Genomic DNA, 22,729 nt, shown 5'->3' with positions numbered 1-22,729 from the left:
TGAAGATACAGAACAGGTGCAAAGGCGCCGTTGGGGCTTGTTTCGCAGCCGCGAGGCCGAAGATCTGGACAAGGATGCGTTGCCCAGGGTGAAGAGCCTGGGGCCGCTCAAGATGGTGTTTGCGGCCGCAGCCCAATATCCGGCGCAAATCGCGCTGGCCTTTCTTGCGCTGCTGACAACCGCCGGGGCGACGCTGGCAATTCCATGGCGCTTCAAGGTGATCATTGACGAGGCTTTCGGAGGCACCACCGGACCTGACCAGATCGCCCATGCCTTCCAGTATCTGCTGATGATCGTGCTGGTGCTGGGGATCGGCACTGCGTTGCGGTTCTATTTCGTCAGCTGGATCGGTGAGCGCGTGGTGGCCGATATTCGCACCAGCGTGCAGCGCAACCTGCTGCGGCTGGCGCCGGCATTCTATGAGGAAAACAGCCCGAAAGAGATTTCGAGCCGCATGACCAGCGACACGGCGGTTATCGAGCAGGTGGTTGGCACCACAGTTTCGATCGCGCTGCGCAACACCTTGACCGCGATTGGCGGCACGCTGCTGCTGCTCTATCTCGCGCCCACGCTCACAATCGGCCTGCTGATAGGGATACCGCTGGTGATCGCGCCAATCGTGTTTTTCGGCCGCCGCATCCGCACGGTGTCGCGTTCGAGCCAGGACCGGGTGGCGGATGTTGGCGCGATGGTGACTGAAGTGCTCTCGGCGATGAAGATCGTCCAGGCCTTCGGGCAGGAAGGTCGAGAGGGTCAGCGTTTCAGCGATGCGGTGGAGCGCACCTTTGCCACTGCGAAACAGCGCATCCTGCTGCGCGCGGCGATGACAGCGATTGTGATCGTGCTGATTTTCGGCGGGATTACCATGGTGATGTGGCGCGGCGCGATCGCCGTTTCCGAAGGCGCGATCTCGGGCGGGACGATCGCGGCCTTCGTGATCACTGGCGGGCTGGTGGCAGGCTCGTTCGGCTCTCTCACCGAGGTTTATGGCGATCTGCTGCGCGGCGCTGGGGCGGCCAGCCGCTTGAGCGAACTCCTCAACGCCCGGCCTTCGATTGCGCCGCCATTGCGGGCCGAAAAACTGCCTGAGCCGCCGCGCGGCAGCCTGTCATTCCGCAATGTCACCTTCCGTTATCCCACGCGCCCCGAAGCCGCCGCGCTCAAGGATTTCACGCTCGAGGTGGAGCCTGGCGAGACAGTGGCGATCGTGGGGCCTTCGGGCGCGGGCAAATCGACCATTTTCCAGCTGGTCGAGCGCTTCTATGACCCGCAGGCGGGCACGATCAGGCTCGACGGCATGCCGCTGACAAAGGTTGATCCTGCCGATATCCGTGCGCGGATTGCCTTTGTGCCGCAAGACGGCGTGCTGTTCAGCGCCAATGCACGCGACAATCTGCGCTATGGCCGCTGGGATGCGAGCGAGGAAGAAATCTGGCAAGCGGCGCGCGCTGCCAATGCGGAAAGCTTCCTGCGCGACCTTCCCGATGGGCTCGATACCTATCTGGGAGAAGGCGGCACCCGGCTATCGGGCGGGCAGCAGCAGCGTGTTGCCATCGCCCGCGCGCTGCTGCGCGACGCGCCGATCCTGCTGCTGGACGAAGCGACCAGCGCGCTTGATGCGGAAAGCGAACAATTGGTCCAGCAGGCGCTTGACGGGCTGATGAAGGATCGCACCACGCTGGTGATCGCGCACCGGCTGGCAACGGTCAGGGCGGCTAATCGGATTGTGGTGCTCGATAACGGCCGGATTGTGGAGCAGGGCACGCATGATCAGCTTGCCGGGGCGGGCGGGCTATATGCGCGGCTGGCCAAGCTGCAGTTTACAGCGGGCGAGGCCGCCTGATCCGCTGGTTTGCGCTGTAACTATTCGACGAACTGCAACTTCAGCCGACTAATGCCGCCTGCCGGGTGGCCAGATAGTTTATTCCCACCCGCATGGAGCGCGCGCAAGCGCTGGTCGCAAACTGCAATAGGGACGCATTAACATGATCAAGACACTGCTTGCCGCAGGTGGCAGCGCGATCGCGCTGGCGCTCGCTACACCTGCATTCGCCGATGACCAAGGCGATAAGGGTGCACAACAACCCGCCGCCGCACCGGCGATGGACTTCGGCTCCTGGGGGGTCGATCCGGAAATGCTCGATGACAGCATCGATCCGGGCGATGACTTCTTCGCCTATGTCAACAAGCAGTGGCTCGATGCCAATCCGCTGCCGCCCGAATTCAGCCGCTTTGGCGCGTTCAACCTGTTGCGCGAGAAATCGACCAGTGATGTCAAGGCGCTGATCGACGATCTGGTGGCCAAGGATGTGGCAATGCTCAGCAGTGACGAGAAGCGCATTGTCGATGCGTACAACGCCTATCTCGATGTCGCGGCGATCGATGCAGCGGGCATGTCTGCGGCGCAGCCCTATCTCGACAAGATCGTGACCGCGAACTCGCTGGCCGACCTTGCAATGCTGTGGGCGACACCGGGGTATCCGGGCCCGATCGGCGGCTTCGTAAGCGTCGATGCCAAGCAGCCGGACCGCTATGTCACCTATCTGGGCAGCGGCGGGCTTGGCCTTCCTGACCGTGATTACTATCTCGATGAAACCGACAAAGGCCGGGAAATCCAGGCCAAATACCGCGAATATCTCACCTTCCTGTTCGGCGAAGCGGGTTATGCCGATCCCGCCGCCGCCGCGTTGGCGGTATATGCCTTTGAGGACCGGATTGCGCGCGAAGTGTCATGGGCGCGTGACGTTCAGCGCAACCGCGATCTGACCTACAATGCGCTCACCGCCGATGAGCTGAGCAAGATGGCAGGCGACCTGCCCTTCGCCGCGATGATCGAGGAACTTGGCTGGACGAAGTCGCCGATCTTCGTGGTTAGCGCGATTCCGCCCAGCGATGAACGGGCCAAGGAACTGGGGCTTACCCCCGAAGTTCTGGCCAAGATCGGCAAGGGCCTGCCCGGTATGCTGGAGCTGATCAATGAAACGCCGCTAGCGACGTTGCAGGCATGGACGATCAAGTCATTCCTGTCGAGCCATGCGGATGTCTTGCCGAGCCGTTTCGACGATGCGCGGTTCGACTTCTTCAGCCGCACCTTGCAGGGCGTGCCAGAGCAACGCCCGCGCTGGAAGCGCGCAGTTGATGCCACCGAAGGCGCGCTGGGCGAGCTGATCGGCAAAAGCTATGTCGCGCGCTATTTCCCGCCTGAAAACAAGGCCGCGATGACGCAGCTGGTCGCCAACCTTCGCCGCGCCATGGCGCAATCCATCGACGAGATCGAGTGGATGGGCGAGGAAACCAAGCAGCAGGCCCGCGCCAAACTGGCAAGCTTCGATCCCAAGATCGGCTACCGCGACAATCTTGAAACCTATGAAGGGCTGGCGATCACCCCCCATGATCCGCTTGCCAATGAAGTGGCGGCGCAAGCCTGGCAATCAGCCGATAATTCCGCCAAGCTGGGCCAGCCGATTGACCGCACCGAGTGGTTCATGCTGCCGCAGACGGTCAACGCCTACTACAATCCGACCAAGAACGAGATCGTATTCCCGGCGGCGATCCTGCAGCAGCCCTTCTTCGGCATCGGCGCCGATATCGCTGTCAACTACGGCGCGATCGGCGGGGTGATCGGCCACGAAATGGGGCACGGTTTTGACGATCAGGGCTCCAAAAGCGATGCCGCAGGCCAGCTCAGGAACTGGTGGACAGACGAAGATCGCAAGGCCTTCGATGCGCGCGGCGATGCGCTGGTCGCCCAGTATAACGCTTTCTGCCCGCTCGATGAGGGCAAAACCTGTGTCAACGGCCGGCTAACGCTGGGCGAGAACATTGGCGATGTCGGCGGACTTAGCATGGCCTACCGTGCCTACAAGCTTGCAACCGAGGGGCAGGACGTGCCGGTGATCGACGGGTTTACAGGCGATCAGCGCTTCTTCCTTGCCTGGGCGCAGGTATGGCGTTCGGCTCAGCGCGAGGACGCCTATCGCCAGCGGTTGCGGACCGATTCGCACAGCCCTGAAGAGTATCGTGCCAATGGCGCGGTGCGCAATTTCGATCCGTGGTATGAAGCATTCAACGTCACAGAGGACGATGCGCTTTACCTGCCGCCGGAGGAACGCGTGCGGATCTGGTAAACAGCAACAGGTCAGTATTATTTGTTGGGGCAGGGCAGGTCGCTTGACTTGTCCTGCCCTTCGCTCAAGAGGCGAATTCCATGACCTTGTTCCAGCAGCTAATCATCGCCATCGTCCAAGGGATCACCGAATTCCTGCCGATCTCCTCGTCAGGCCACCTGATCCTGATCCCCTATTTCACCGAGTTGCCCGATCAGGGCCCGATGATCGATGTCGCGGTGCATGTCGGGTCACTGCTGGCGATCATCATATATTTCTGGCGCGATGTGCTGGGGCTGGCGCGGGGCGGCTTTTCGGCAGTCGGAATTGGCAGCGATCCGCTTCAGAAGCGGCTGTTCTGGTGGGTGGTAATCGGCACGATCCCCGCAGTCGCGCTGGGGCTGTTCTTCAAGCTCAACGGCTATCTCGAAAGCTTTCGCAGCACCGATCTCGTGGCGATCAACCTGATCGTCTATGGCGTGCTGCTGGGTCTGGCAGACCGGTTCGGCAGGCAGGAAAAGCGTTATGAGGATTTAACACTGCGCGATGCGGTGCTGGTTGGCATGGCGCAGGCGCTGGCGCTGATCCCCGGCACCAGCCGTTCGGGATCGACCATGACCATGGCGCGCTTCCTGGGATATGGGCGGGTTGAAGCTGCACGCTTCTCGTTCCTCCTCGCTATCCCCGCAGTGGCGGGTGCAGGCCTGCTGGCCGTGCTCGACCTGGCTGAAGCAAGCGCGCAGATGCAGTGGGACGCCTTGCTGACCGGCGCCTTCACATTCATTGCCGCTTTCGCGACCATGGCCTTCCTGATGAACTTTCTCAAGAAGGCCTCAATGATGGTTTTTGTGGTCTACCGGGTGCTGCTGGGGGCGGGGCTGTTATACTTCTTTTGAACCGCCGGTTTGGAACCATTCGTCTTGTGTGCTGTTCAAGGGCATAGAGCGCAGGAAAGTGAACTGGCCCGAGTATATGTACGAATGTCGATAATCATCCTGATCCTGATCGGTGTGCTGATCGGCTGGTTGGCCTCGATCCTGACCCGGGTCGAGGATGTTCCGGGCATTCGCCGCGACATCGCGCTGGGCGTGGGCGGCGCCTTGATCGGCGGTTTGGTTGCCAACAAGGGCGTGCTGCTGGGTGGGCTGAACTGGACGGCGCTGATCGCTGGCATTGCCGCCGCAATGCTGGTGCCTGCGATTTACAAGTTTGTGCAGCGAAGAGGCACTTCCTGAGCCGCTAGACCGGCTTGGCGCCGCTGCCGCGCCCGCCGCGCAGGAGATATTCCTGCGTTCCCTGATGGATCACATTGTCGACATCGATCACCGCCGTATTGGCATAGGTGAAGCTGGCGCCAAGGCTGCGATAAAGCCGGTCGAAATCGCGCTCCACCGTCTGGCGATAGAGGTCCTCGAAGCTCTCGATCACGAAATAGGTCGGCTGCAGATCGCTGATCACGTAATCGGTGCGCATCACCCGGTCGACATTGAGCATGATCCGGTTGGGGCTCTGCGCCTCGACTGAAAACACCGCTTCGGTGGGGCCTGACAATATGCCCGCGCCATAGGCCCGGATATCTCCCGGCGCCTCCTCGATCAGGCCGAATTCCACCGTGTACCAGTAGAGCGCACCCAGTGCCTTCAAGTGGTTGTAGCGCATCGCCTTCCACCCGGCGCGGCCATATTCCTGCATGTAATCGGCGAACACCGGATCGGTCAGCATCGGGGCATGGCCGAACACATCGTGGAACACATCGGGTTCCTGGATATAGTCGAATGTCTCGCGCGTGCGGATGAAATTGCCGGCGGGGAAGCGGCGATTGGCGAGGTGCCAGAAGAACACGTGATCGGGAATCAGCATTGGCACCGGCACCACGCTCCACCCGGTCAGCGCCCCGAGTTCTTCCGATAGCTGGCCAAATTCGGGCACTCCGCCGCGCCCCAGATCGAGCTTTTCAAGCCCGGCCATGAAGGCGCTTGCGGCGCGGCCGGGCAGCACTTGCATCTGGCGGGCGAACAGATCGTCCCAGATCGCGTGGTCTTCGGCAGTGTAATTGGTCTGTTCGGGCTCGAGCCAGTCGTCGCCGACATGCGCGGGCTTTTTCAGCGGAGCGGTAAAGACATCCGCCGGCAAATCGGGCAGGATCGAAAAGTCCTGCTGTGGTTTTGCGATCGTAGCCATAGTTTCAAATGCAACTATATCACGTCACCGCGCGTGGTGCAAACGGGAGGTGCGCTTGGAAACGCTCAAACGCAAGCAGTATGAGGAGCTGCTCGAACCGCTCGAGGAAGAGCTGGTGGCGATGGCGCGTTGGACCAAGGCTGTGGGCGCGCGCATTTGCGTGCTGTTCGAAGGGCGCGATACCGCGGGCAAGGGCGGAGCGATCCGGGCAGTGAGCGAGCGGCTCAATCCGCGCCAGTGCCGCACCGTGGCGCTGTCTAAGCCGAGCGATGACGAGCAGACCCAGTGGTATTTCCAGCGCTACATCAAGCACTTGCCCAGCGCGGGCGAAATCGTACTGTTCGACCGCAGCTGGTACAACCGCGCCGGGGTCGAGAAAGTGATGGGCTATGCCAGCGAAGAACAGGTTGAGGCATTTCTGAAACAAGCGCCGGTGTTCGAAAAACAGCTCGCCGATGACGGTATCCTGCTGTTCAAATACTGGCTCACGACCGACCAGGCCCGGCAGGAAGAGCGGCTGGCAGAGCGGCTGGCAGACCCGCTCAAGCGTTGGAAGCTCTCGCCGATCGACCTCGCCGCGCGCAGCCATTACGATGCCTATACCGAGGCGCGCGAGGCCATGCTCAAGGCGACCCATAGCGCATGGGCACCGTGGACACTGGTTGACTTCAACGACCAGAAACGCGGACGGCTGACGCTGATACGTGACCTGCTTGACCGGCTGCCCGATACCAGGATCGATCCCCCGCCGATTGATTATCCCGAGCTGGGCCGCCAGCCGCAACCCGAGAGCTATTCAGTGCTGCAGCCGATTGCCGATTATCCGGTTGCGCAAGAGGGCTAGGCGCTGGCGGTCGCCTTCACGCACTGGCGGCCGTCACTGGCGAAAGTACCCAGCTCATACCCCTCATCGCCCTGTCGCAAGGCAAGATGCAGCGGCTCATCGGCGATGGCCGGGCTCACGGCGCGGAAGGAAAATCGCTTCAGTCTGTTCTCGCCCAATTCACGCGCCGCCATCTGCAGCAGCAGGCTCGCCATCAGCGGTCCGTGGACGACGAGGCCGCGATAGCGCTCGACATCGCGCGCATAAGGCAGGTCATAATGGATGCGGTGCGTGTTGAAGGTCAGCGCAGAAAAGCGGAACAGCAGCCGCGGATCGGGCGTGATGACATTATGCACGTCCCAGCCCGAAGGATCGAAGGCGCCATCGCCCGGTTCCGGCGGGCTTAGCGGCGCATCGGTCGGCACCGCGTCACGATAGACCAGCGTTTGCACCTCGCGGATCGCCTCCGTGCCATCGGCATGCGTGACATGCTCCACCTCGACGAAGCCGAGCTTACCGGTCGATCCTTCCTTCTCGGCAATCGAGGCAATCCGGCTGATCCGTTCGATCCGTTGACCGATGACGAGCGGCTTCAGGAAGGCGATATCGCTCGCCGCCCACATGCGGCGCGGCAGCGGGATCGGCGGGAAGAAACTGTCTGCGCTGTTGCCGCGTGCCGGATGCCCGTCTTCGCCCAGCGCAGCTTGCGCGGCCTCGGGCGTGCACAGGCACAAATGGATGCCCTGCGGCATCACGCCATCGGCTGGCGGCTCGAGATCGAAGGTGCCGCACCAGCGCCGTGCCAGCGACGCACCCAGCGTGTCTTCCTGCCGGGCCTCGCGCCCGATCCAGCTATCCCATTGCGACATCAGGCAGCCCGCTCGAAGATCGCGGCAATGCCCTGCCCGCCGCCGATGCACATCGTCTCAAGGCCGTAGCGCACCTTGCGGCGATGCATCTCGGCGGCCATGTCGGCCAGGATGCGCCCGCCGGTCGCGCCGATCGGGTGGCCGAGCGATATGCCCGAGCCATTGACGTTGAGGATTTCGCGGCGGCTGTCATCGTCAGACCAGCCCCAGCCCTTGAGCACGGCGAGCACTTGCGGCGCGAAAGCTTCGTTGAGTTCGACCAGGCCGATGTCGTCCCAGCCGATCCCGGTGCGCGCGAACAGGCGCTGGGTCGCCGGGACCGGGCCGATGCCCATGCGGCTGGGATCGCAGCCCGCCGCCGCCCAGCCATGGAACCACAGCGACGGTACGAGGCCCAGTTCTTCAAGCTTGTCCTCGGCCACCACCAGGCAGGCCGCTGCCGCATCGTTCTGCTGGCTGGCATTGCCCGCAGTGACAATGGCATCGGGATCGCGTTTGAGGTCGATCGCACGCAAGGATCCGAGCGATTCCATGCTGGCGTCGGCGCGATAGCCTTCGTCGTGGTCGAAGGTTAGCGGATCACCGCGCCTCTGAGGGATTTCGACAGGGACGAGGTGGCCGTCGAACTTGCGTTCGGCCCAGGCCGTGGCCGCATTCCGGTGCGAACGAACGGCAAAGGCATCGGCTTCCTCACGGCTGATATCGTAATCCTTGGCAAGGTTCTCCGCAGTCTCGATCATACCGGTGATGACGCCGAAACGCTCGATCGGCTGGCTCATCAGCCGCCCGCGCGTAAGCCGGTCATGCAGCACCATGTCGCCCATGCGCACACCGCCGCGCAGATCGGTGGTGTAGTGCTCGACGTTCGACATGCTTTCGCACCCGCCCGCGACCACCACATCGGCCATGCCGGTTTCCACCATCATCGCGGCGGTGGCGACCGCCTGCACGCCCGAGCCGCAGCGCCGGTCAAGCTGGAAACCGGGTACTTCCAGTGGCAGCCCGGCGGCAAGCCAGCTCCAGTGGCCGATCGCAGGGGCCTCGCCATTGCCATAACCCTGGCTGAATACCACGTCGTCAACCCGCTCGGGGTCGATTCCGCTGCGCTCGACCAGCGCCTTCAGGATGACCGCACCCAGCTGGCCGGCATTGAGCGGGGCAAGCGAACCCCCGAACTTGCCCACCGGGGTGCGCAGGGGTGAAACGATTGCGGCGCGTCTTTTGCTCATCATCTGTCCTTGTCTGAAAGAGCGACTGTCCCGGTGTCGACCAGCCTGCCGATTGCGCCGGAGGAAAGGCCCAGCTTTTCCGCCAGCACCTCTTCGCTGTGCTCGCCGAGATAGGGTGCGGGCGCCGGATCGCCCGCCTGCTTTTCCGGCATGCTGGCAAAGCTGCGCGTGGCCGGATATGCGAACCCGCTGGGGTTGGCGGGTGATGGCCCGAACAGAGGATTGTCCGCCACCAGCACCGGATCGTTCGCGGCTTCGTGCATGGTGCGATAGCGCTCGAAAGTGCAACCCTGCTCGCCCATGCGCGCCGCCAGCGTGTCATAATCATGCGCCCCGGCGGCCTGCTGGAACAGCGCGAACAGGCGCTTGCGATGGGTGAAGCGCGGGGTATCGCCGTCGGCGAAGCGCACGCCCAATTCGGCCTCGAGCGCGGCGATGTCTCCGGCGATCCCGAAGGCAGCCACCAGCCCATCCCACTGTTTCGGCGTGAGCGCCGCGACCATGAAGCGTTTGCCGTCCCTGCTCATGAAGTCGCGCCCGAAGGCGCCCCAGATGGCATTGCCAAGCCGCTCGCGATCCCCCCCGCGATAGAGCATTTCCGCCATTGAGCCGGAATTGGCCATGGTGCCAATCGCGACATTGCCCAGCGGGATGCGCACTTCGCTGCCTTCGCCGGTGGCATCGCGGTGGCGCAGCGCGGCGAGCAGGGCGAACGAGCCATAGGCACCGGTGATGAAATCCCACGCGGGCAGTACCTGGTTTACCGGCGGGGCAGTGGACTGATCCCATTCTTCCGGCCCGCACATCAGCGGATAGCCGCTGGCGGCATTGACGGTGAAATCCATTGCCTGGCGCCCGTCATGCCAGCCCATGATCCGCACGCTCACCATGTCGGGCCGCCCGTCTGCCATGGCGCCGTGGCTGAGGAAGCTCTGTTCGGGCAGGTTGGTGACGCATTGGCCAACAGTGCGCGCCAGCTCGACGCACAGCTCGCGCCCTTCGCCCGAGCGCAGGTCGAGCGCGAGCGATTTCTTGCCGCGGTTGAGATTCTCCCAGCTCAGCGAGCGGCCTTCCCGCGTCAGCAGATAGCGGTCGTAATCAAGCCCGCCCGCCTTGTGATCGACGCGGATCACCTCCGCGCCCATCTGCGCGCAGTAGAGCCCGATGGTTGGCGATGCGACGAAGCTGGAAACTTCGATGATCGAGAGGCCCTTGAGGAGTTGATACATCTGATCGGCAGCCTATCGTGATTGTCGCAGCGAACGGCTCGCTAGCGAGCCGGAAGGGCGCCAAAGTCTTCTGGCGCCCGCCCGCAGCGATGCGATCTTCAGATCGCGTGAGCGAGGATTTCGCGCGCCGGATGGCGTGCGGAGAATCAAGAAGCATTCCATTCGCGCAGCATGTGCTTGGCAATCTGGAGCTGCAGGATCTGCGTGGTGCCTTCGTAGATGCGATAGATGCGCGCATCGCGGAAGAAACGTTCGGCGTCATATTCCGCCAGATAGCCCGCGCCGCCATAGATCTGCACCACGCGGTCGACCACCCGGCCGCACATCTCGGACGCGAAAACCTTGAACGCGGCTGCCTTTACCAGGATATTCTCGCCCGCGTCGGCACGCGCGGTGACATCGGCCATCATCGCTTCGGCGGCGTAGATCTCGGTCTCGCTTTCAGCCAGCATCTGCTGGATCAACTGGAAATTGGCGATCGGTTCGCCAAAGGCCTTGCGCTCATTGGCATAGCGCAGCGCGGAATCGAGCGCGCGGCGGGCATAGCCGGTGCTGGCCGCGCCCACCGAAATGCGGCCATTGTCGAGGCTTTTCATGGCAAAGATGAAGCCCTTGCCCGTCTCGCCGCCCAGCAGCGCGTCACCCGGCACATGCACATCGTCGAGCATGATGTCGGAGATATGCGCGCCAGCCTGCCCCATCTTCTTGTCCGGGCTGCCGGTCGAAACGCCCGGCGTATCCATTGGCACGATGAAGGCGCTGACATGCGCGTTCTTGGGCAATGCCTCCTTTTCGGTGCGCGCCATGATCAGCGCGACATTGGCGTGGGGGGCGTTGGTGATGTAGCGCTTGGTGCCGTTGAGGATCCAGCCGTTGCCGCTCGGGTCGGGCTTGGCGAAAGTCTGCATTGCAGCGCTGTCCGAGCCAGAGCCCGGTTCGGTCAGGCCGAAGCAGGCGATCTCGCCGCCCGCGATGCGCGGCCACCATTCGGCCTTCTGCGCATCGGTGGCGCCATTCTTGATCGCCGAGTTGAACATTCCGACATTGATCGAGAAGATCGAGCGGAAGGCCGGCGCGGCGTAGCTCATGCACTTCACAGTGCGGGCATATTGCGAGGTGTTGAGCCCCGCGCCGCCATATTCTTCGGGCACGGTCAGGCCGAACAGACCCATTTCCTTCATTTCGGCGAGGATATCGTCAGGCAGGCGATCGTTCTCGATCACATCCCTTTCCGCCGGGATCAGCCGCTCGCGCACATAGCGGTCAAGCTGCTCGATGAACTGTTCGAAGGTTTCAGGGTCCATTCCGGTGTGTTGTGTCACTCTGTGTTCCTCTCGCCGCAAGCCAAGTGTGCATTTCGACTGCGCTCGCCCATCGGGCGTGCGAAACCGGCTGTCACCTGCCGAATCCGGCAGTGTTCGTACACCCTGCCGCGCAGGCTTGCTGCCAGTAAATGAAAAAGCGGACGAATCGCCCGATGGCAACCCGTCCGCTCGACTATTTTGCACTCTGCCACATCGGGCAGGGCGGTTATTGCTCGTCGTCTGCCGCCTCATCGGCTGCCGTATCTGCAGCCGCTTCTGCCGCAGCAGCTACATCTGCTGCAGCGTCGGCTGCATCCGTAGCCATCTCTTCACTCACTGTTGCACCCGCTGCGTTGGCATCGGGATCTTCGACCGGAACATCCGTAATGTCGTCAAGCGCTGCGTCAGCCGGCATTTCAACCGTGTCGGCCTCGGCTTCTACCGAAGCGTCATCGGACGAGCCGCACGCGGCCAGGGCCATGGCGCCGGCACCAGCCAGCAGCGTAAAGGCGATTCTTCTCATCGTGGGTTCTCCCAAGGTCCAGAAACTTGTGCGCTTTTGCGCGGCTTGCTGGCATAGCCTTAGCAATTGCACCGAGCCAAGTATTAATCGGTGAACCGTTTGCTGCGACTACTCGAGCAGGTGACCAGACCTGTCGCGCTTGGTCGCCAGGTAGCGGGCATTGTGCGGGTTGTCGGCCAGCTGATGCGGCACGCGCTCGCTGACGGTTATGCCTGCGGCTTCGAGCGCAGCGACCTTCTTCGGATTGTTGGTCATCAAGCGCACTTCGTGTGCGCCAAGCAGTTCCAGCATGCGTGCAGCGGTGGGGAAATCGCGCGCTTCATCGGGCAAGCCGAGCCGCTCATTGGCTTCGACGGTGTCAAAGCCCTGGTCCTGCAAGCGATAGGCACGCAGCTTGTTGACAAGGCCGATCCCGCGCCCTTCCTGTCGCAAATAGAGCAACGCCCCCCAGCCACCTTTGGCAGCTTCTTCGGCCATTGCCGCGAGCGCCGCATCCAGTTGCGGCCCGCAATCGCATTTGAGGCTGCCGAGGATGTCGCCGGTCAGGCATTCGGAGTGCAGCCGCACCAGCGGCACTACATCTCCGCGCTGCTCGCCAATCACCAGCGCGATATGCTCGCGCGTGTCATCCGCGCTGCGGAAAGCCACGATCTCGGCACTTTCGCACGCTGCAACCGGCAGGTGGGCGCGCGTGGCGATGCCCAGCTGCGCGCGGTCAGCCCATGCGGCAAGATCGCTGACTGCAACCGGCACAGCTTCTCCCGCTCCAGCCGGATCGACGAGATATGCTGGCAGGATACCCGCGATCCGCGCCAATTCCAGCGCAGCTTCCGCTACCTCGCGCCAATCCAGCGCTTCGGCCTTGTAGGGGCCCTTCAAAGGGTGGACCAGGTCGAGCGCCGGGTCTGCTACGGCGCGCGCTTCGGCAAGGGTGAATGGCTCGCCCGCGCGGATCAACACCGGGGCATGCGGAACTGCCGCCTCGCGCTGGTTGGCAAGCTTGAGCGTGGCGGCGCGGGCTGCGGAGATCAGCATGTGCTGCGATGCCGCGTCAGCAGTTATTGCGGTTTCAGCGGGCAACAAGCATGGCCCACCGGCAAACTGCAATGGCCAGCCGTGACGCAAGGCATCCACCGCCTGCGCGACCCGGCGCGAAGGGGAAGGCGCGGCTAAAGTCAGAGCGTAAACTCCGTCACCAGCGGGATATGGTCGCTGGGCTTGCCCCAGTCGCGCGCATCTTCGCGCAGGCGGTGGCTGGTAGCTTGTTTCGCAAGTTCGGGGCTGGCCCACATGTGATCGAGCCGCCGCCCACGGTCATTCGCTTTCCAGTCCTTCGCGCGGTAGCTCCACCAGCTGTAGTAACGCTGGGGGTCACGAATAAACTCTCGCCCCAGGTCAACCCAGCCGTGAGCCTGCTGGAAGCGTTCGAGCGTTTCGACCTCGACCGGTGTGTGGCTCACGACCTTGAGCAGCTGCTTGTGGTTCCACACATCGCTTTCGAGCGGGGCGATATTGAAATCACCCACAATCATTGTCGGGCGATCAACCTTTCCGGCCCACGCGGTCATCCGGGCCAGGAAATCGAGCTTTTGCCCGAATTTGGGGTTTATGTCTCGGTCGGGCTCGTCGCCGCCTGCGGGAACATAGACGTTCTCCAGAATCATCCCCTGGCCCGGGCCGAGCAGTTCCACGCCCACATGGCGCGCCTCGCCATTATCCTGCCAATCGTGGCGGCTGAATTCCCTCAGCGGAATGCGGCTTACAGTCGCGACCCCGTGATAACCCTTTTGCCCGTGGATCGCCTGATGTTCATAGCCAAGCTCGGCCAGCGCCTTGGCCGGAAACTGGTGTTCCTGGCATTTGATTTCCTGCAGGCATAGGACATCGGGTGCCTCCTCCTTGAGGAAGCGCTCGACGATCGGCAGCCGCAGCCGCACCGAATTGATGTTCCAGGTAGCGATAGAAACCATGCGCACAGCACTTAGGGTGCGCAATCTTATCGGTCCAGTCGCAGCTTTCTCTTTCGCGTCACATTGGTCGCCGATAGCGAAGCGTCCAAGACAAGGAGATAACCCCGTGACCCGCCTGCACCATTCAATCATTCTCGCGGCAGCATTGGCATTGCCGCTCGGCGCTTGTGTTCCGGCATCCTATACACAAGGCGCGGTTGCAAGCGCCTCTACCGCGCTAAGCGAAGCACCCGCGCCCAAGGCAAAGAATGTCATCCTGTTTATCGGTGACGGAATGGGAATTTCGACCGTCACCGCCGCGCGCATCTATGCCGGGCAGAAGCTTGGCCTGAGCGGTGAGGAACATGTTCTGCCGTTCGAGAGGTTCGGCAATGTGGCATTGGTGAAGACCTACAACACCAATGCCCAGGTGGCTGACAGCGCGGGCACGACCAGCGCGATGCATACCGGGAAAAAGACCAATATCGGCATGCTGGGCATAGGCCCGGAGGCGCGGCGCGGCGATTGCGCGGCCTCGCTGCAGCACCGGCTGCCGTTGCTTGGCGAACAGGTGAAGCAACGCGGGCTGGCGCTGGGAATTGTCACGACCACGCGGATCACCCATGCGACCCCGGCGGCGGTCTATGCCTATGCGCCCGATCGCGACTGGGAATCCGATGCCGCGATTCCCAAGGCACAGCGCGGCAAGGGCTGCACCGATATCGCCAGCCAGCTTGTATCCAAGCAGTTTGATGTCGCCTTGGGCGGGGGGCGTGCAGTTTTCTTCGGCGGCGAGCAGGGCGGGCGACGGCTTGACCCCGGTGCCGATTTGCCCGCTGTATGGACCGCGGCAAGCGGGGGCAGCTATGTTGAAACTGCGGCGGAGCTCGAAGCGGCCCCGCAAGGCAAGCCAGTGCTGGGCCTGTTTTCACCCAGCCATATGACCTACATGGTTGACCGGGCCGGGGACTCGGCCGAGCCAACGCTGACCGAAATGACCGCCGCTGCCATCGGGCGGCTCGATCAGGATCCTGACGGCTATTACCTGATGGTTGAAGGAGGACGGATCGATCACGGCCACCACGCCGGGCAGGCGGGCTATGCGCTGGAGGAAGCGGTCGAGTTTGCCCGCGCGATCCAGTATGCGATCGACAACACAGATCCAGACGAGACGCTGATCCTGGTCACGGCGGATCACAGCCATGTATTCACCATGGCCGGATATCCCAGGCGCGGTAATCCGATCCTGGGCCTGGTCGTGCCCCCGGGCGAGAGGGATGCGGAGCATGCCGGTACCGCAGGCGGGCCGAGGCTGGTCGCAGACGGCAAGCCTTACACTACCCTGGGCTATGGCAACGGCCCGGGCGCGATTGCGAACATGGCTGAGCGACCGATGCCCGAAACCGGAGTTCATGCGCACCAGCAGGCGACCGTTCCCATGGGCAGCGAAACGCATGGCGGCGAGGATGTGGCGCTATACGGCCAGGGCCCTGGTGCAGAGCGCGTGCGAGGCGTGATCGAGCAAAACCTGATCTACGACATTATCGTCAAGGCACTTGGCTGGAATGATTAGCGCAACTCGCAGCCAAACAATACCGAATCCAAAGAAGAAACCCTCGTGCCGGGGGCATTGGCACGAGGGTCCTTTTTGAGCGTTCGTCACGCTGTTGCAAGGCAGCCTTGTTGAAGGTTGGGGCAACAGGGGGGAAACCCGCCTTCGCTTGCCTTGCTCAAGCAAACTAGGCGATTTCAGCTTTCGCGTAAATGAATGGGATGCAGCGTCTTGTCGTATTCTTACAACCGCGCGCGGTCGAACCGTTCAGCGCGGTCGACGAGACGATTGGCGCGGATCGCGGAAGCGAAAAGCACTGTCATCCACCGCGACTCCATAGCGATGGTTGCGCAGCCGCACGGTGGTGCGATTGTTCTGTGCATCAAGCGCCACCCATGTATTGAGCTCGAGCCCGCCCGGCGCCTTGGCGTCGCGCACGAAGATCATCGTTATCATGCCGAACTCGGGGCGCTTGGGGTCGCGAACTTCGATGCTGACCACGTCGGGATTGCCCGTCGGCACCAGCTTGCCATAACGCGAGATGTCGCGATCAGGATCAAGCAGTGCGCCGAGCGGCGAATTGCGGATCGGCCAGCGCTGAACCTGATTGACCTCGTAATCGATGAGGTAGAGCGATTTCCCGTTCGAAACGATCAGCAGGGGAACGTCATTCCCGTACTGGAAACGGATCTTGCCGCCACGCGCAAGCGTCATCACCCCCGTCGCAACCTGACCCTGGCGGTCTGTCTGTGAAAAGTCTGCGCGCAAGGTTGACACTGCACGCAGCGCGCTGACCGCACGGTCAAGATCGCCGGCGGCAGATTGAGCCGTAGCAGCCGGTGCGATGACTGCTCCTGCGGGCAGCGTACATAACAAAGCGCCCGCCAGCGCGGTGCGCAACGGGCGTTTGGTAAAGGGTTTGAACTTGTCCATGCAGCGCGCCTTACCGGCGTTGCGTTGAACTGTCACTGAACCTGTTGGCGTTCAGCCGTTCAGCAAGATCACTTGATCTTGGCTTCCTTGAACTCGACATGCTTGCGCACGACCGGGTCATACTTGCGGAAGGTCATCTTCTCGGTGATGTTGCGCGGGTTCTTCTTCGTCACATAATAGAAGCCCGTGTCCGCGGTCGAGACGAGCTTGATCTTGACGGTTGCTGGCTTCGCCATGACGATATCCTAAAACTTGCAAAAAGGCTGGTCATCAGCCGAAAAAATACGGGCGGCGCGTGCCGCACCGCCTTCCAGAGGCGCGCCATTGGGTGATTCTGCCGCGAAAGTCAAGCAAGACTCACCAATCTGAACGGTTGACCTTGCCCCGTTTGGATTTCACGTCGCCGCGCGCTTTCTTCTGTTTCAGTCGCTGGGCTTTACCCACGCGGTTCAGCCGTGATCGGGCGCGCTTCTTCGCAGGGACAAGCGCCTCCTCCAGCAGCGCCGCGAGCCTTTCGCGCGCCGCCTCGCGGTTCTGTTCTCGGGTGCGGTATTCGCGCGCGGTCAGCACGATCTCGCCATCCTTGGTCAGCTTGCTTCCGGCAATATCCTTCAATCTGCCGAACGCATCCGGCGGCAATCCAAGCTGGAACACATCGACCCGCAATTGCACTGTGGTGGCCACTTTATTGGCGTTCTGCCCGCCCGGCCCGCTTCCGGCGAGGAAGCTTTCCTCGGCCAGCGCGAATGCGCGGTCTATCAAGCCGGGCTTGTCCATTGTTCCATCGGGGCGATACCGAATGCGGAAAAATCCGCCGGAACCGGGCTGGTAGCGATGATCGGGGTTTTGGCCCCTCGCCGTACCACCAGCGAAGAGGCGTGCAGCATGGTACGGCGGCAACGCGGATCAACCTGGCCGTAAACCGGATCGCCTACCAGTGGGAAGCCCAGTCCGGCAGCGGCATGTACGCGGATCTGGTGCGTGCGGCCCGTAACCGGGCGGAACTGGACCAGCGAGAATCCCTCACCTACCCATAGAAGGTGCCAATCCGTGATCGACGGCTTGCCCTTTCGGGCCGGGATCATGCGCCAGCCAGCCTCTTTGGAGCTGATCTTGGACAGTGCCAGCTCGATCCGGCCCTCCTTCTCGCTCAGCTCGCCCGCCACCAGGCCAAGATAGCTTTTCGAAACCGCCCGATCCTCGAACGCGCGGGACAGGCGCGCCAGTGCCTTGGGGTTGCGCGCCAGCAGCAGGCAGCCACTGGTATCGGTGTCAAGCCGGTGGACCGGCATCGGCGCGCGCTGGAAGCCGAGCTTCAGCTGGTCGAGGTGGTCTTCAAGCGAAGGTCCGCCCCGGCGCGGTCGCTCGATCGGTAGCCCGCCGGGTTTGTTGATGACCAGTGCCTCGCCATCTTCATAAAGTATTTCGATCATATCAGTAGCCGCGCCTTTACCAGCCCGCGCACGGCATTGCCGAGCCAGAAACCATCCGCAAGGTCATCCAGCGTCAATTCCGCTTCGCGCGCCTTGCCCGCCTCAATCAGCGATCGGCGCAGCACGCCGGGCAGCAGGCCGAGTGCGGCGGGCGGGGTAACCAGCGCCCCGTCCCGCTCGACGAAGATGTTGGTGAAGCTGCCTTCGCTCACCAGGCCTGATGGATGCACCAGCAGCGCTTCGTCTGCGCCCTCGCTGTGTGCTGCGGCCAACGCCTCTTCATAGAACCCGCGGTCGCTGGTCTTGTGCCGCAGCCGCCAGTCGCCCGGATCGACCGGCAGCGGCAGCGCGATGCAGGCCAGGGGCTCGCCTGCCGGTTCGGGAGCAGGCCCAGCTTCCAGCGCCAGCGCGCCCCGGCGCGAAGCCAGCAGGCGCAGTTTGGCGCGCGTCTCCAGGTTAAAGCACAGCGCCTGAATCTGGTTGCGCGCGGCATGGCGATCGAAAGAAAAACCCAGCTCATGCGCCGAGGCCTTGATCCGCTCCAGATGCAGTTCGAGCAGGTCGATGCCGCTTTCGGGATCGAACAGCATGGTCTCGATCAGATCGCAATCCGCCGCGCGGTGATTTGGCGCGCTGCGGCGCAGGAAGCCTGCCTTGACGTCGCATTCGCGCCGTTCGGCCATGGCTTCGCTATCTGCCACGATGGCTGAGCCCACCCCCATAACCGCGCGCCCGCGATCGTTTTCCTCGAGCGTCAGCCGCAGCGTGCGGATCGCCACATTGAAGGCAGCATCGCCATTTGGATCGATCCGCCCGATCGCCCCGCAATAGAGGCCACGCGCATCGCGTTCGATCTCGTCGATCAGTTCCATCGCGCGGATCTTGGGTGCACCGGTAATCGAGCCGCAGGGAAAGATTGCGCGGATCAGGTCAGCCGCGCCGATGCCGGTTTGCAGCCGCGCACGCACGGTGGAAACCATCTGGTGCACGGTGGGATAGGATTCGACGGTGAAGGGCGCGTCCACCCGCACGCTGCCCGCTTCGGCCACGCGGCCAAGATCGTTGCGCATCAGGTCGACAATCATCAGGTTTTCAGCCCTGTCCTTGGCCGAATTGGCCAGGTCATCGGCCAGCGCACGATCCGCCGCCTCGGTTGCACCGCGCGGGCGAGTGCCCTTCATCGGCTTGACCTTGGCTTCGCCACCCCGGAGCGAGACGAACAGCTCGGGGCTGAGGCTCAGCAGCCAATGCGACCCGTCGAAGATCACCCCGCCGTAGCCCGCTTCGGCGGCGGGGCGCAGCGCAGCATAGAGCGCGAGCGGATCGCCGCGATATGAGCCGGCGAGCCGGTAAGTCAGGTTGACCTGATAGATGTCGCCTGCGCGGATCGCTTCCTGCAACCGCGCGAATGCCGCCTGGTAACCGCCGGCGGAAAGCTGCGGCTCCAACGGGCCAAGCGAAGCCTCGCCGCTGGCGCGCGAGGCAAGCCATAGCGGCACTTCATCGGCGGCAAGTTCGCGCGTCTCATCGAACAGGCCGAGCCACACGAGCGGGCCTGCCGCGCCGGTTCGCGCATCGGCCAGCGGCGCCAGTTTTGGCTCAAGCGCTAGCCCTGCCTCGTAAGCGAGATAGCCCGCCAGCGTTCCACCACTTGCGAGCCGTGCGGCATCTGCCGCGGCCAGCACATCGGCCACTTCATTTGCCCGCTGCGCGACGAACAGCTTGCGCGGATTCTCGAACAGGTGCGCCGCAGCGGGATCGACGCCGCGCGCATCGTCAAGCAGGATAAAGGGAGCGGCCTGGCTCATGATTCACGCCTTAGCTTATCGCGCCAGCAAGTCGAGCACTTGACCGCGCTGCCTGCGGTGCGCCACACAGAATGTCGCAATTCTCGGGCAAAGGGACACCGGCAACCATCATGAATAGCATTTTCATGGGCCTCGCCGCCAATGGCGAGAAGCAATATCTCGATTTGTCGCGGGCCAACCGTCATGGTTTGATCGCGGGCGCCACCGGAACCGGCAAGACGGTGACTTTGCAGGGACTGGCTGAGAGTTTCTCTGCCGAGGGCGTGCCGGTCTTTGTCGCAGATGTGAAAGGCGATTTGTCGGGCGTTGCCCTGCCCGGATCGCCTACTTTCAAGCATGCCGACAAGCTGGAGTCGCGCGCGAAGGAACTGGGCATGGAGGATTATGCCTATTCCGACAATCCGGTGGTGTTCTGGGACCTTTATGGTGAACAGGGCCACCCGATCCGCACCACGATTTCCGAAATGGGGCCGCTGCTGCTGGCGCGCCTACTCGATCTCAACGACACGCAGGAAGGCGTGCTGCAGATCGTGTTCCGCCACGCTGACGAGAACGGGCTGTTGTTGCTGGACTTTGCCGATCTGCAAGCGGTGCTGGCCTGGGCAGCGGAGAATGCCGCTGAACTGTCCGGCAAGTATGGCAACGTGGCCAAGCCCACAGTTGGCACAATCCAGCGCCAATTACTGAGTTTCGAGGCGCAGGGCGCGGACCGGTTCTTTGGCGAGCCGGCGCTCGAGATTGACGATTTCCTGAAGCTGGACGAACAGGGCCGCGGCATAATTAATGTGCTGGCTGCCGATCAGTTGATGCGCAGCCCCAAGCTTTATGCCACCTTCCTGCTGTGGCTGCTGGCGGAACTGTTCGAAAGCCTGCCCGAAGTGGGCGACCCGGAAAAGCCCAAGCTGGTGTTCTTTTTCGACGAGGCGCACCTGTTGTTCGACGATGCGCCCAAGGCGCTTGAGGACAAGATCGAACAGGTCGTGCGCCTGATCCGGTCGAAGGGCGTTGGGGTCTATTTCGTCACGCAGAACCCGATCGACATCCCGGAAGAGATCGCTGGCCAGCTCGGCAACCGTGTGCAGCACGCGCTGCGTGCCTTCACCCCGCGTGATCAGCGCGCAATCAAGGCTGCGGCTGAAACCTTCCGCATCAATCCCGATCTCGATGTCGAGCAGGCGATCACCCAGCTGAAAGTGGGCGAAGCGCTGGTTTCCACGCTCGATGAAGACGGCGCACCCACGGTGGTGCAACGCACGCTGATCAAGCCGCCGCGCTCGCGGCTCGGCCCGGTCACGCCCAAGGAGCGCGCGATCATCCAGTCGGTCAGTCCGGTGGATGGTAAATATGATACGCGGGTCGATCGTGAAAGCGCGATGGAGGTGCTTGCCACCAAGGCACTCGACGCGGCCCAAACTGCACAGGAGGTGGAAGAGAAGGGCGAGGAAGAAGTGCGCAAGCGCAGCCGCAAGACCACTTCGGTGTGGGACAAGGCAATCAAGCGCGCGACCGCTGCCGCGGCCGGCTCTACCGCCTCGATCGCCGCTGCCGCTGTGCTGGGCAAGAAATCGCGCGCCAATCCGATGAGATCCGCGGCCACTTCGGCGGCCGGCGCAATCGCAACCGAGTATGGCGGCGGCATTGCCGGGCGCTTTGTGCGCAATTTGATCGGCGGGCTGATGCGCTAGCGCGCAATGCCGAGACGATGGTTTTCAAACGTCAGCCGCAGCGGCAGGTCGAAATTCAGCAGCGCTTCGCCGCCCACCTGGCGTAGCAGAGCCTCACATGCGGCGCGATCCGCACCTGAAAGCGATGCCAGATAGTCAAGGCCGCGTTGCAGCATCCACAAGCTGAACGGGAAGGCCATCCGCTGCGAGACTATTCCCTCGATAGTGAAATCGGCCATGCCCAGCCCGCGCGGCGGCTCATTCCCCTCATTGTGGCGGGCCCATTCCCCCAGCATGCGCGCCACGCCCTGCAGATGCGGGACTTGCTCCTCCATCATCCGCCGCAAAACGGGATGAAGCGTTTCCGGCACTTCGTCATCGGGCAGGAAATCGCCTGACTGCGGCGCTTCGACATTGACCATGCGCCGCACCCATTTCGCGACGCGCGGGGCCAACCGCTCCATGATCTCGCCCGAGGCTGGATCACGATAAAGATGGGCATAGAGCGGACCGATAAGGCCATAATCGCCGATCGAAGGGCGCGAGCCGAACAAGAACGGGTGCTCGGCAAAATGGGCGTCCAGATCGGTCAGCAGCGCTTCATAGCTGGCCTCGATCGCCGGGACAGTCTCATCGTTGACGCCAAGAATGGGCAGCGAGCCGCGAAACGGCCCTGCGCGTTCCTTGCCCAGCCGATATTGTTCTCCCGCCGATGCGCCGGGCGCGGCAGTCTTGCCGAACTCGCCATAGGCAAAGTCTTCATTGTAGTGCCAGCGATAGTGCATCGCCGGGATCACCAGCCATTCATCGCCGAAACATTCGAGCAGCAGCGCGGCGAGCCGCTGGCGCGGTGTTTCAGGATAGACCGAGGGGCCGGGTTCGGCCCGTTCGAAATGGTCGATTATGCAGGTGGTATCCTGCAGGATCTCGCCGCCGGATGTTTGGACAACCGGGATGACCGGCCGCCCGACATTGGGCAGAATCACGTCACGATAGACATCCGGCGTAGGCAGCCGTTCCTCATATTCCACGCCTTTCCAGTCAAAATAGGCGCGTGCCTTGCCTGAAAAGAGCGACAGCGGGGCGCCATAAAGAATGTTCGGCAAATTGTTTCTCCCATGTCGGC

Annotated in this window: 21 protein-coding genes; 7 read left to right on the top strand and 14 right to left on the bottom strand. The window is 62.7% G+C overall.

The features are described 5' to 3' along the window. The first annotated feature begins 112 nt into the window (after nucleotides 1–112). The 4 genes from ACX3VQ_RS05985 (at nucleotide 113) to ACX3VQ_RS05970 (ending at nucleotide 5,341) form a co-directional block, all read left to right on the top strand. A complete protein-coding gene (locus tag ACX3VQ_RS05985) occupies nucleotides 113–1,843 on the top strand; it encodes an ABC transporter transmembrane domain-containing protein (protein ID WP_462580701.1) in 1,731 nt (576 codons plus the stop codon). A gap of 142 nt (nucleotides 1,844–1,985) precedes the next feature. After that, nucleotides 1,986–4,127, top strand: a complete 2,142-nt coding sequence (locus ACX3VQ_RS05980) for a M13 family metallopeptidase (RefSeq protein WP_462579998.1) — start codon at nucleotides 1,986–1,988, stop codon at nucleotides 4,125–4,127. A gap of 80 nt (nucleotides 4,128–4,207) precedes the next feature. Beyond that, nucleotides 4,208–5,002, top strand: coding sequence for an undecaprenyl-diphosphate phosphatase (locus tag ACX3VQ_RS05975; protein WP_462571009.1), 795 nt, complete (start codon nucleotides 4,208–4,210; stop codon nucleotides 5,000–5,002). An 84-nt stretch (nucleotides 5,003–5,086) separates the two neighbouring features. Further along, the gene (locus ACX3VQ_RS05970) at nucleotides 5,087–5,341 is read left to right on the top strand and encodes a GlsB/YeaQ/YmgE family stress response membrane protein (protein ID WP_462571010.1); all 255 of its coding nucleotides are present in this window, start codon (nucleotides 5,087–5,089) and stop codon (nucleotides 5,339–5,341) included. Between the two features lie 4 nt (nucleotides 5,342–5,345). On the opposite strand, the gene phhA is transcribed toward ACX3VQ_RS05970, so the two are convergent. Further along, the gene (gene phhA / locus ACX3VQ_RS05965) at nucleotides 5,346–6,287 is read right to left on the bottom strand and encodes a phenylalanine 4-monooxygenase (RefSeq protein ID WP_462579997.1); all 942 of its coding nucleotides are present in this window, start codon (nucleotides 6,285–6,287) and stop codon (nucleotides 5,346–5,348) included. A 55-nt stretch (nucleotides 6,288–6,342) separates the two neighbouring features. Between phhA and ppk2 the strand changes: the two genes are divergently transcribed. Further along, a complete protein-coding gene (gene ppk2 / locus ACX3VQ_RS05960; protein WP_462579996.1) occupies nucleotides 6,343–7,131 on the top strand; it encodes a polyphosphate kinase 2 in 789 nt (262 codons plus the stop codon). Here the strand turns inward: ppk2 and ACX3VQ_RS05955 are convergent. The 7 genes from ACX3VQ_RS05955 to ACX3VQ_RS05925 all read right to left on the bottom strand — a co-directional run bounded on the left by ACX3VQ_RS05955 (nucleotide 7,128) and on the right by ACX3VQ_RS05925 (nucleotide 14,234). After that, nucleotides 7,128–7,979 carry an HTD2 family dehydratase gene (locus tag ACX3VQ_RS05955; protein WP_462579995.1) on the bottom strand — a complete coding sequence of 284 codons (852 nt, stop codon included), beginning with the start codon at nucleotides 7,977–7,979 and terminating at the stop codon, nucleotides 7,128–7,130. The two genes, ppk2 and ACX3VQ_RS05955, sit on opposite strands and share 4 nt — an antisense overlap. Next, entirely contained in the window at nucleotides 7,979–9,208 is a 1,230-nt protein-coding gene (locus tag ACX3VQ_RS05950) for an acetyl-CoA C-acetyltransferase (RefSeq protein ID WP_462580699.1), read from the bottom strand. Before ACX3VQ_RS05950 ends, ACX3VQ_RS05955 begins: the two co-directional genes overlap by 1 nt. After that, a complete protein-coding gene (locus ACX3VQ_RS05945) occupies nucleotides 9,208–10,437 on the bottom strand; it encodes a CoA transferase (RefSeq protein WP_462579994.1) in 1,230 nt (409 codons plus the stop codon). The genes ACX3VQ_RS05950 and ACX3VQ_RS05945 overlap by 1 nt, the downstream gene beginning before the upstream one ends. Nucleotides 10,438–10,583: 146 nt before the next feature. Then, a complete protein-coding gene (locus ACX3VQ_RS05940; RefSeq protein ID WP_462580697.1) occupies nucleotides 10,584–11,741 on the bottom strand; it encodes an acyl-CoA dehydrogenase family protein in 1,158 nt (385 codons plus the stop codon). A 226-nt stretch (nucleotides 11,742–11,967) separates the two neighbouring features. Continuing rightward, nucleotides 11,968–12,264, bottom strand: a complete 297-nt coding sequence (locus tag ACX3VQ_RS05935) for a hypothetical protein (RefSeq protein WP_462579993.1) — start codon at nucleotides 12,262–12,264, stop codon at nucleotides 11,968–11,970. A 108-nt stretch (nucleotides 12,265–12,372) separates the two neighbouring features. Continuing rightward, a complete protein-coding gene (gene ribA / locus ACX3VQ_RS05930) occupies nucleotides 12,373–13,491 on the bottom strand; it encodes a GTP cyclohydrolase II (RefSeq protein ID WP_462580695.1) in 1,119 nt (372 codons plus the stop codon). Then, nucleotides 13,440–14,234, bottom strand: coding sequence for an exodeoxyribonuclease III (locus ACX3VQ_RS05925; protein WP_462579991.1), 795 nt, complete (start codon nucleotides 14,232–14,234; stop codon nucleotides 13,440–13,442). Before ACX3VQ_RS05925 ends, ribA begins: the two co-directional genes overlap by 52 nt. 106 nt (nucleotides 14,235–14,340) lie before the next feature. Between ACX3VQ_RS05925 and ACX3VQ_RS05920 the strand changes: the two genes are divergently transcribed. Beyond that, nucleotides 14,341–15,786 carry an alkaline phosphatase gene (locus tag ACX3VQ_RS05920; RefSeq protein WP_462579990.1) on the top strand — a complete coding sequence of 482 codons (1,446 nt, stop codon included), beginning with the start codon at nucleotides 14,341–14,343 and terminating at the stop codon, nucleotides 15,784–15,786. A gap of 246 nt (nucleotides 15,787–16,032) precedes the next feature. On the opposite strand, the gene ACX3VQ_RS05915 is transcribed toward ACX3VQ_RS05920, so the two are convergent. The 5 genes from ACX3VQ_RS05915 to pabB all read right to left on the bottom strand — a co-directional run bounded on the left by ACX3VQ_RS05915 (nucleotide 16,033) and on the right by pabB (nucleotide 19,939). Beyond that, nucleotides 16,033–16,698: a LolA family protein gene (locus tag ACX3VQ_RS05915; RefSeq protein ID WP_462579988.1), complete on the bottom strand. Its 666-nt coding sequence runs from the start codon at nucleotides 16,696–16,698 to the stop codon at nucleotides 16,033–16,035. Between the two features lie 68 nt (nucleotides 16,699–16,766). Then, nucleotides 16,767–16,934 (bottom strand): 50S ribosomal protein L33, encoded by a 168-nt coding sequence (gene rpmG, locus ACX3VQ_RS05910; protein ID WP_010233410.1) that lies wholly within the window; start codon nucleotides 16,932–16,934, stop codon nucleotides 16,767–16,769. Between the two features lie 121 nt (nucleotides 16,935–17,055). Continuing rightward, entirely contained in the window at nucleotides 17,056–17,475 is a 420-nt protein-coding gene (gene arfB / locus ACX3VQ_RS05905; RefSeq protein WP_462571022.1) for an alternative ribosome rescue aminoacyl-tRNA hydrolase ArfB, read from the bottom strand. After that, the gene (locus tag ACX3VQ_RS05900) at nucleotides 17,457–18,131 is read right to left on the bottom strand and encodes an RluA family pseudouridine synthase (RefSeq protein WP_462579987.1); all 675 of its coding nucleotides are present in this window, start codon (nucleotides 18,129–18,131) and stop codon (nucleotides 17,457–17,459) included. The genes arfB and ACX3VQ_RS05900 overlap by 19 nt, the downstream gene beginning before the upstream one ends. Next, nucleotides 18,128–19,939: an aminodeoxychorismate synthase component I gene (pabB, locus tag ACX3VQ_RS05895; RefSeq protein ID WP_462579986.1), complete on the bottom strand. Its 1,812-nt coding sequence runs from the start codon at nucleotides 19,937–19,939 to the stop codon at nucleotides 18,128–18,130. Before pabB ends, ACX3VQ_RS05900 begins: the two co-directional genes overlap by 4 nt. 110 nt (nucleotides 19,940–20,049) lie before the next feature. Between pabB and ACX3VQ_RS05890 the strand changes: the two genes are divergently transcribed. Next, nucleotides 20,050–21,624 (top strand): helicase HerA-like domain-containing protein, encoded by a 1,575-nt coding sequence (locus ACX3VQ_RS05890; protein ID WP_462579985.1) that lies wholly within the window; start codon nucleotides 20,050–20,052, stop codon nucleotides 21,622–21,624. Here ACX3VQ_RS05890 and ACX3VQ_RS05885 read toward each other — a convergent pair. After that, nucleotides 21,621–22,709 carry a glutathione S-transferase gene (locus ACX3VQ_RS05885; RefSeq protein ID WP_462579984.1) on the bottom strand — a complete coding sequence of 363 codons (1,089 nt, stop codon included), beginning with the start codon at nucleotides 22,707–22,709 and terminating at the stop codon, nucleotides 21,621–21,623. The two genes, ACX3VQ_RS05890 and ACX3VQ_RS05885, sit on opposite strands and share 4 nt — an antisense overlap. Nucleotides 22,710–22,729 lie beyond the last annotated feature (20 nt).

The sequence above is a fragment of the Altererythrobacter chaiwopuensis genome (genome assembly GCF_054957735.1).
The sequence above is the reverse complement of the archived record's forward strand: the minus strand, read 5'-3'. Positions and strand labels throughout refer to the sequence as shown.

Bases quoted from the DNA above. Each gene is read 5' to 3' on its own strand.
- ACX3VQ_RS05985 (WP_462580701.1), top strand. From the start codon at position 113: ATGGTGTTTGCGGCCGCAGCCCAATATCCGGCGCAAATCGCGCTGGCC.
- ACX3VQ_RS05980 (WP_462579998.1), top strand. From the start codon at position 1,986: ATGATCAAGACACTGCTTGCCGCAGGTGGCAGCGCGATCGCGCTGGCG.
- ACX3VQ_RS05975 (WP_462571009.1), top strand. From the start codon at position 4,208: ATGACCTTGTTCCAGCAGCTAATCATCGCCATCGTCCAAGGGATCACC.
- ACX3VQ_RS05970 (WP_462571010.1), top strand. From the start codon at position 5,087: ATGTCGATAATCATCCTGATCCTGATCGGTGTGCTGATCGGCTGGTTG.
- phhA (WP_462579997.1), bottom strand. From the start codon at position 6,287: ATGGCTACGATCGCAAAACCACAGCAGGACTTTTCGATCCTGCCCGAT.
- ACX3VQ_RS05955 (WP_462579995.1), bottom strand. From the start codon at position 7,979: ATGTCGCAATGGGATAGCTGGATCGGGCGCGAGGCCCGGCAGGAAGAC.
- ACX3VQ_RS05950 (WP_462580699.1), bottom strand. From the start codon at position 9,208: ATGAGCAAAAGACGCGCCGCAATCGTTTCACCCCTGCGCACCCCGGTG.
- ACX3VQ_RS05945 (WP_462579994.1), bottom strand. From the start codon at position 10,437: ATGTATCAACTCCTCAAGGGCCTCTCGATCATCGAAGTTTCCAGCTTC.
- ACX3VQ_RS05940 (WP_462580697.1), bottom strand. From the start codon at position 11,741: ATGGACCCTGAAACCTTCGAACAGTTCATCGAGCAGCTTGACCGCTAT.
- ACX3VQ_RS05935 (WP_462579993.1), bottom strand. From the start codon at position 12,264: ATGAGAAGAATCGCCTTTACGCTGCTGGCTGGTGCCGGCGCCATGGCC.
- ACX3VQ_RS05925 (WP_462579991.1), bottom strand. From the start codon at position 14,234: ATGGTTTCTATCGCTACCTGGAACATCAATTCGGTGCGGCTGCGGCTG.
- ACX3VQ_RS05915 (WP_462579988.1), bottom strand. From the start codon at position 16,698: ATGGACAAGTTCAAACCCTTTACCAAACGCCCGTTGCGCACCGCGCTG.
- rpmG (WP_010233410.1), bottom strand. From the start codon at position 16,934: ATGGCGAAGCCAGCAACCGTCAAGATCAAGCTCGTCTCGACCGCGGAC.
- arfB (WP_462571022.1), bottom strand. From the start codon at position 17,475: ATGGACAAGCCCGGCTTGATAGACCGCGCATTCGCGCTGGCCGAGGAA.
- ACX3VQ_RS05900 (WP_462579987.1), bottom strand. From the start codon at position 18,131: ATGATCGAAATACTTTATGAAGATGGCGAGGCACTGGTCATCAACAAA.
- pabB (WP_462579986.1), bottom strand. From the start codon at position 19,939: ATGAGCCAGGCCGCTCCCTTTATCCTGCTTGACGATGCGCGCGGCGTC.
- ACX3VQ_RS05890 (WP_462579985.1), top strand. From the start codon at position 20,050: ATGAATAGCATTTTCATGGGCCTCGCCGCCAATGGCGAGAAGCAATAT.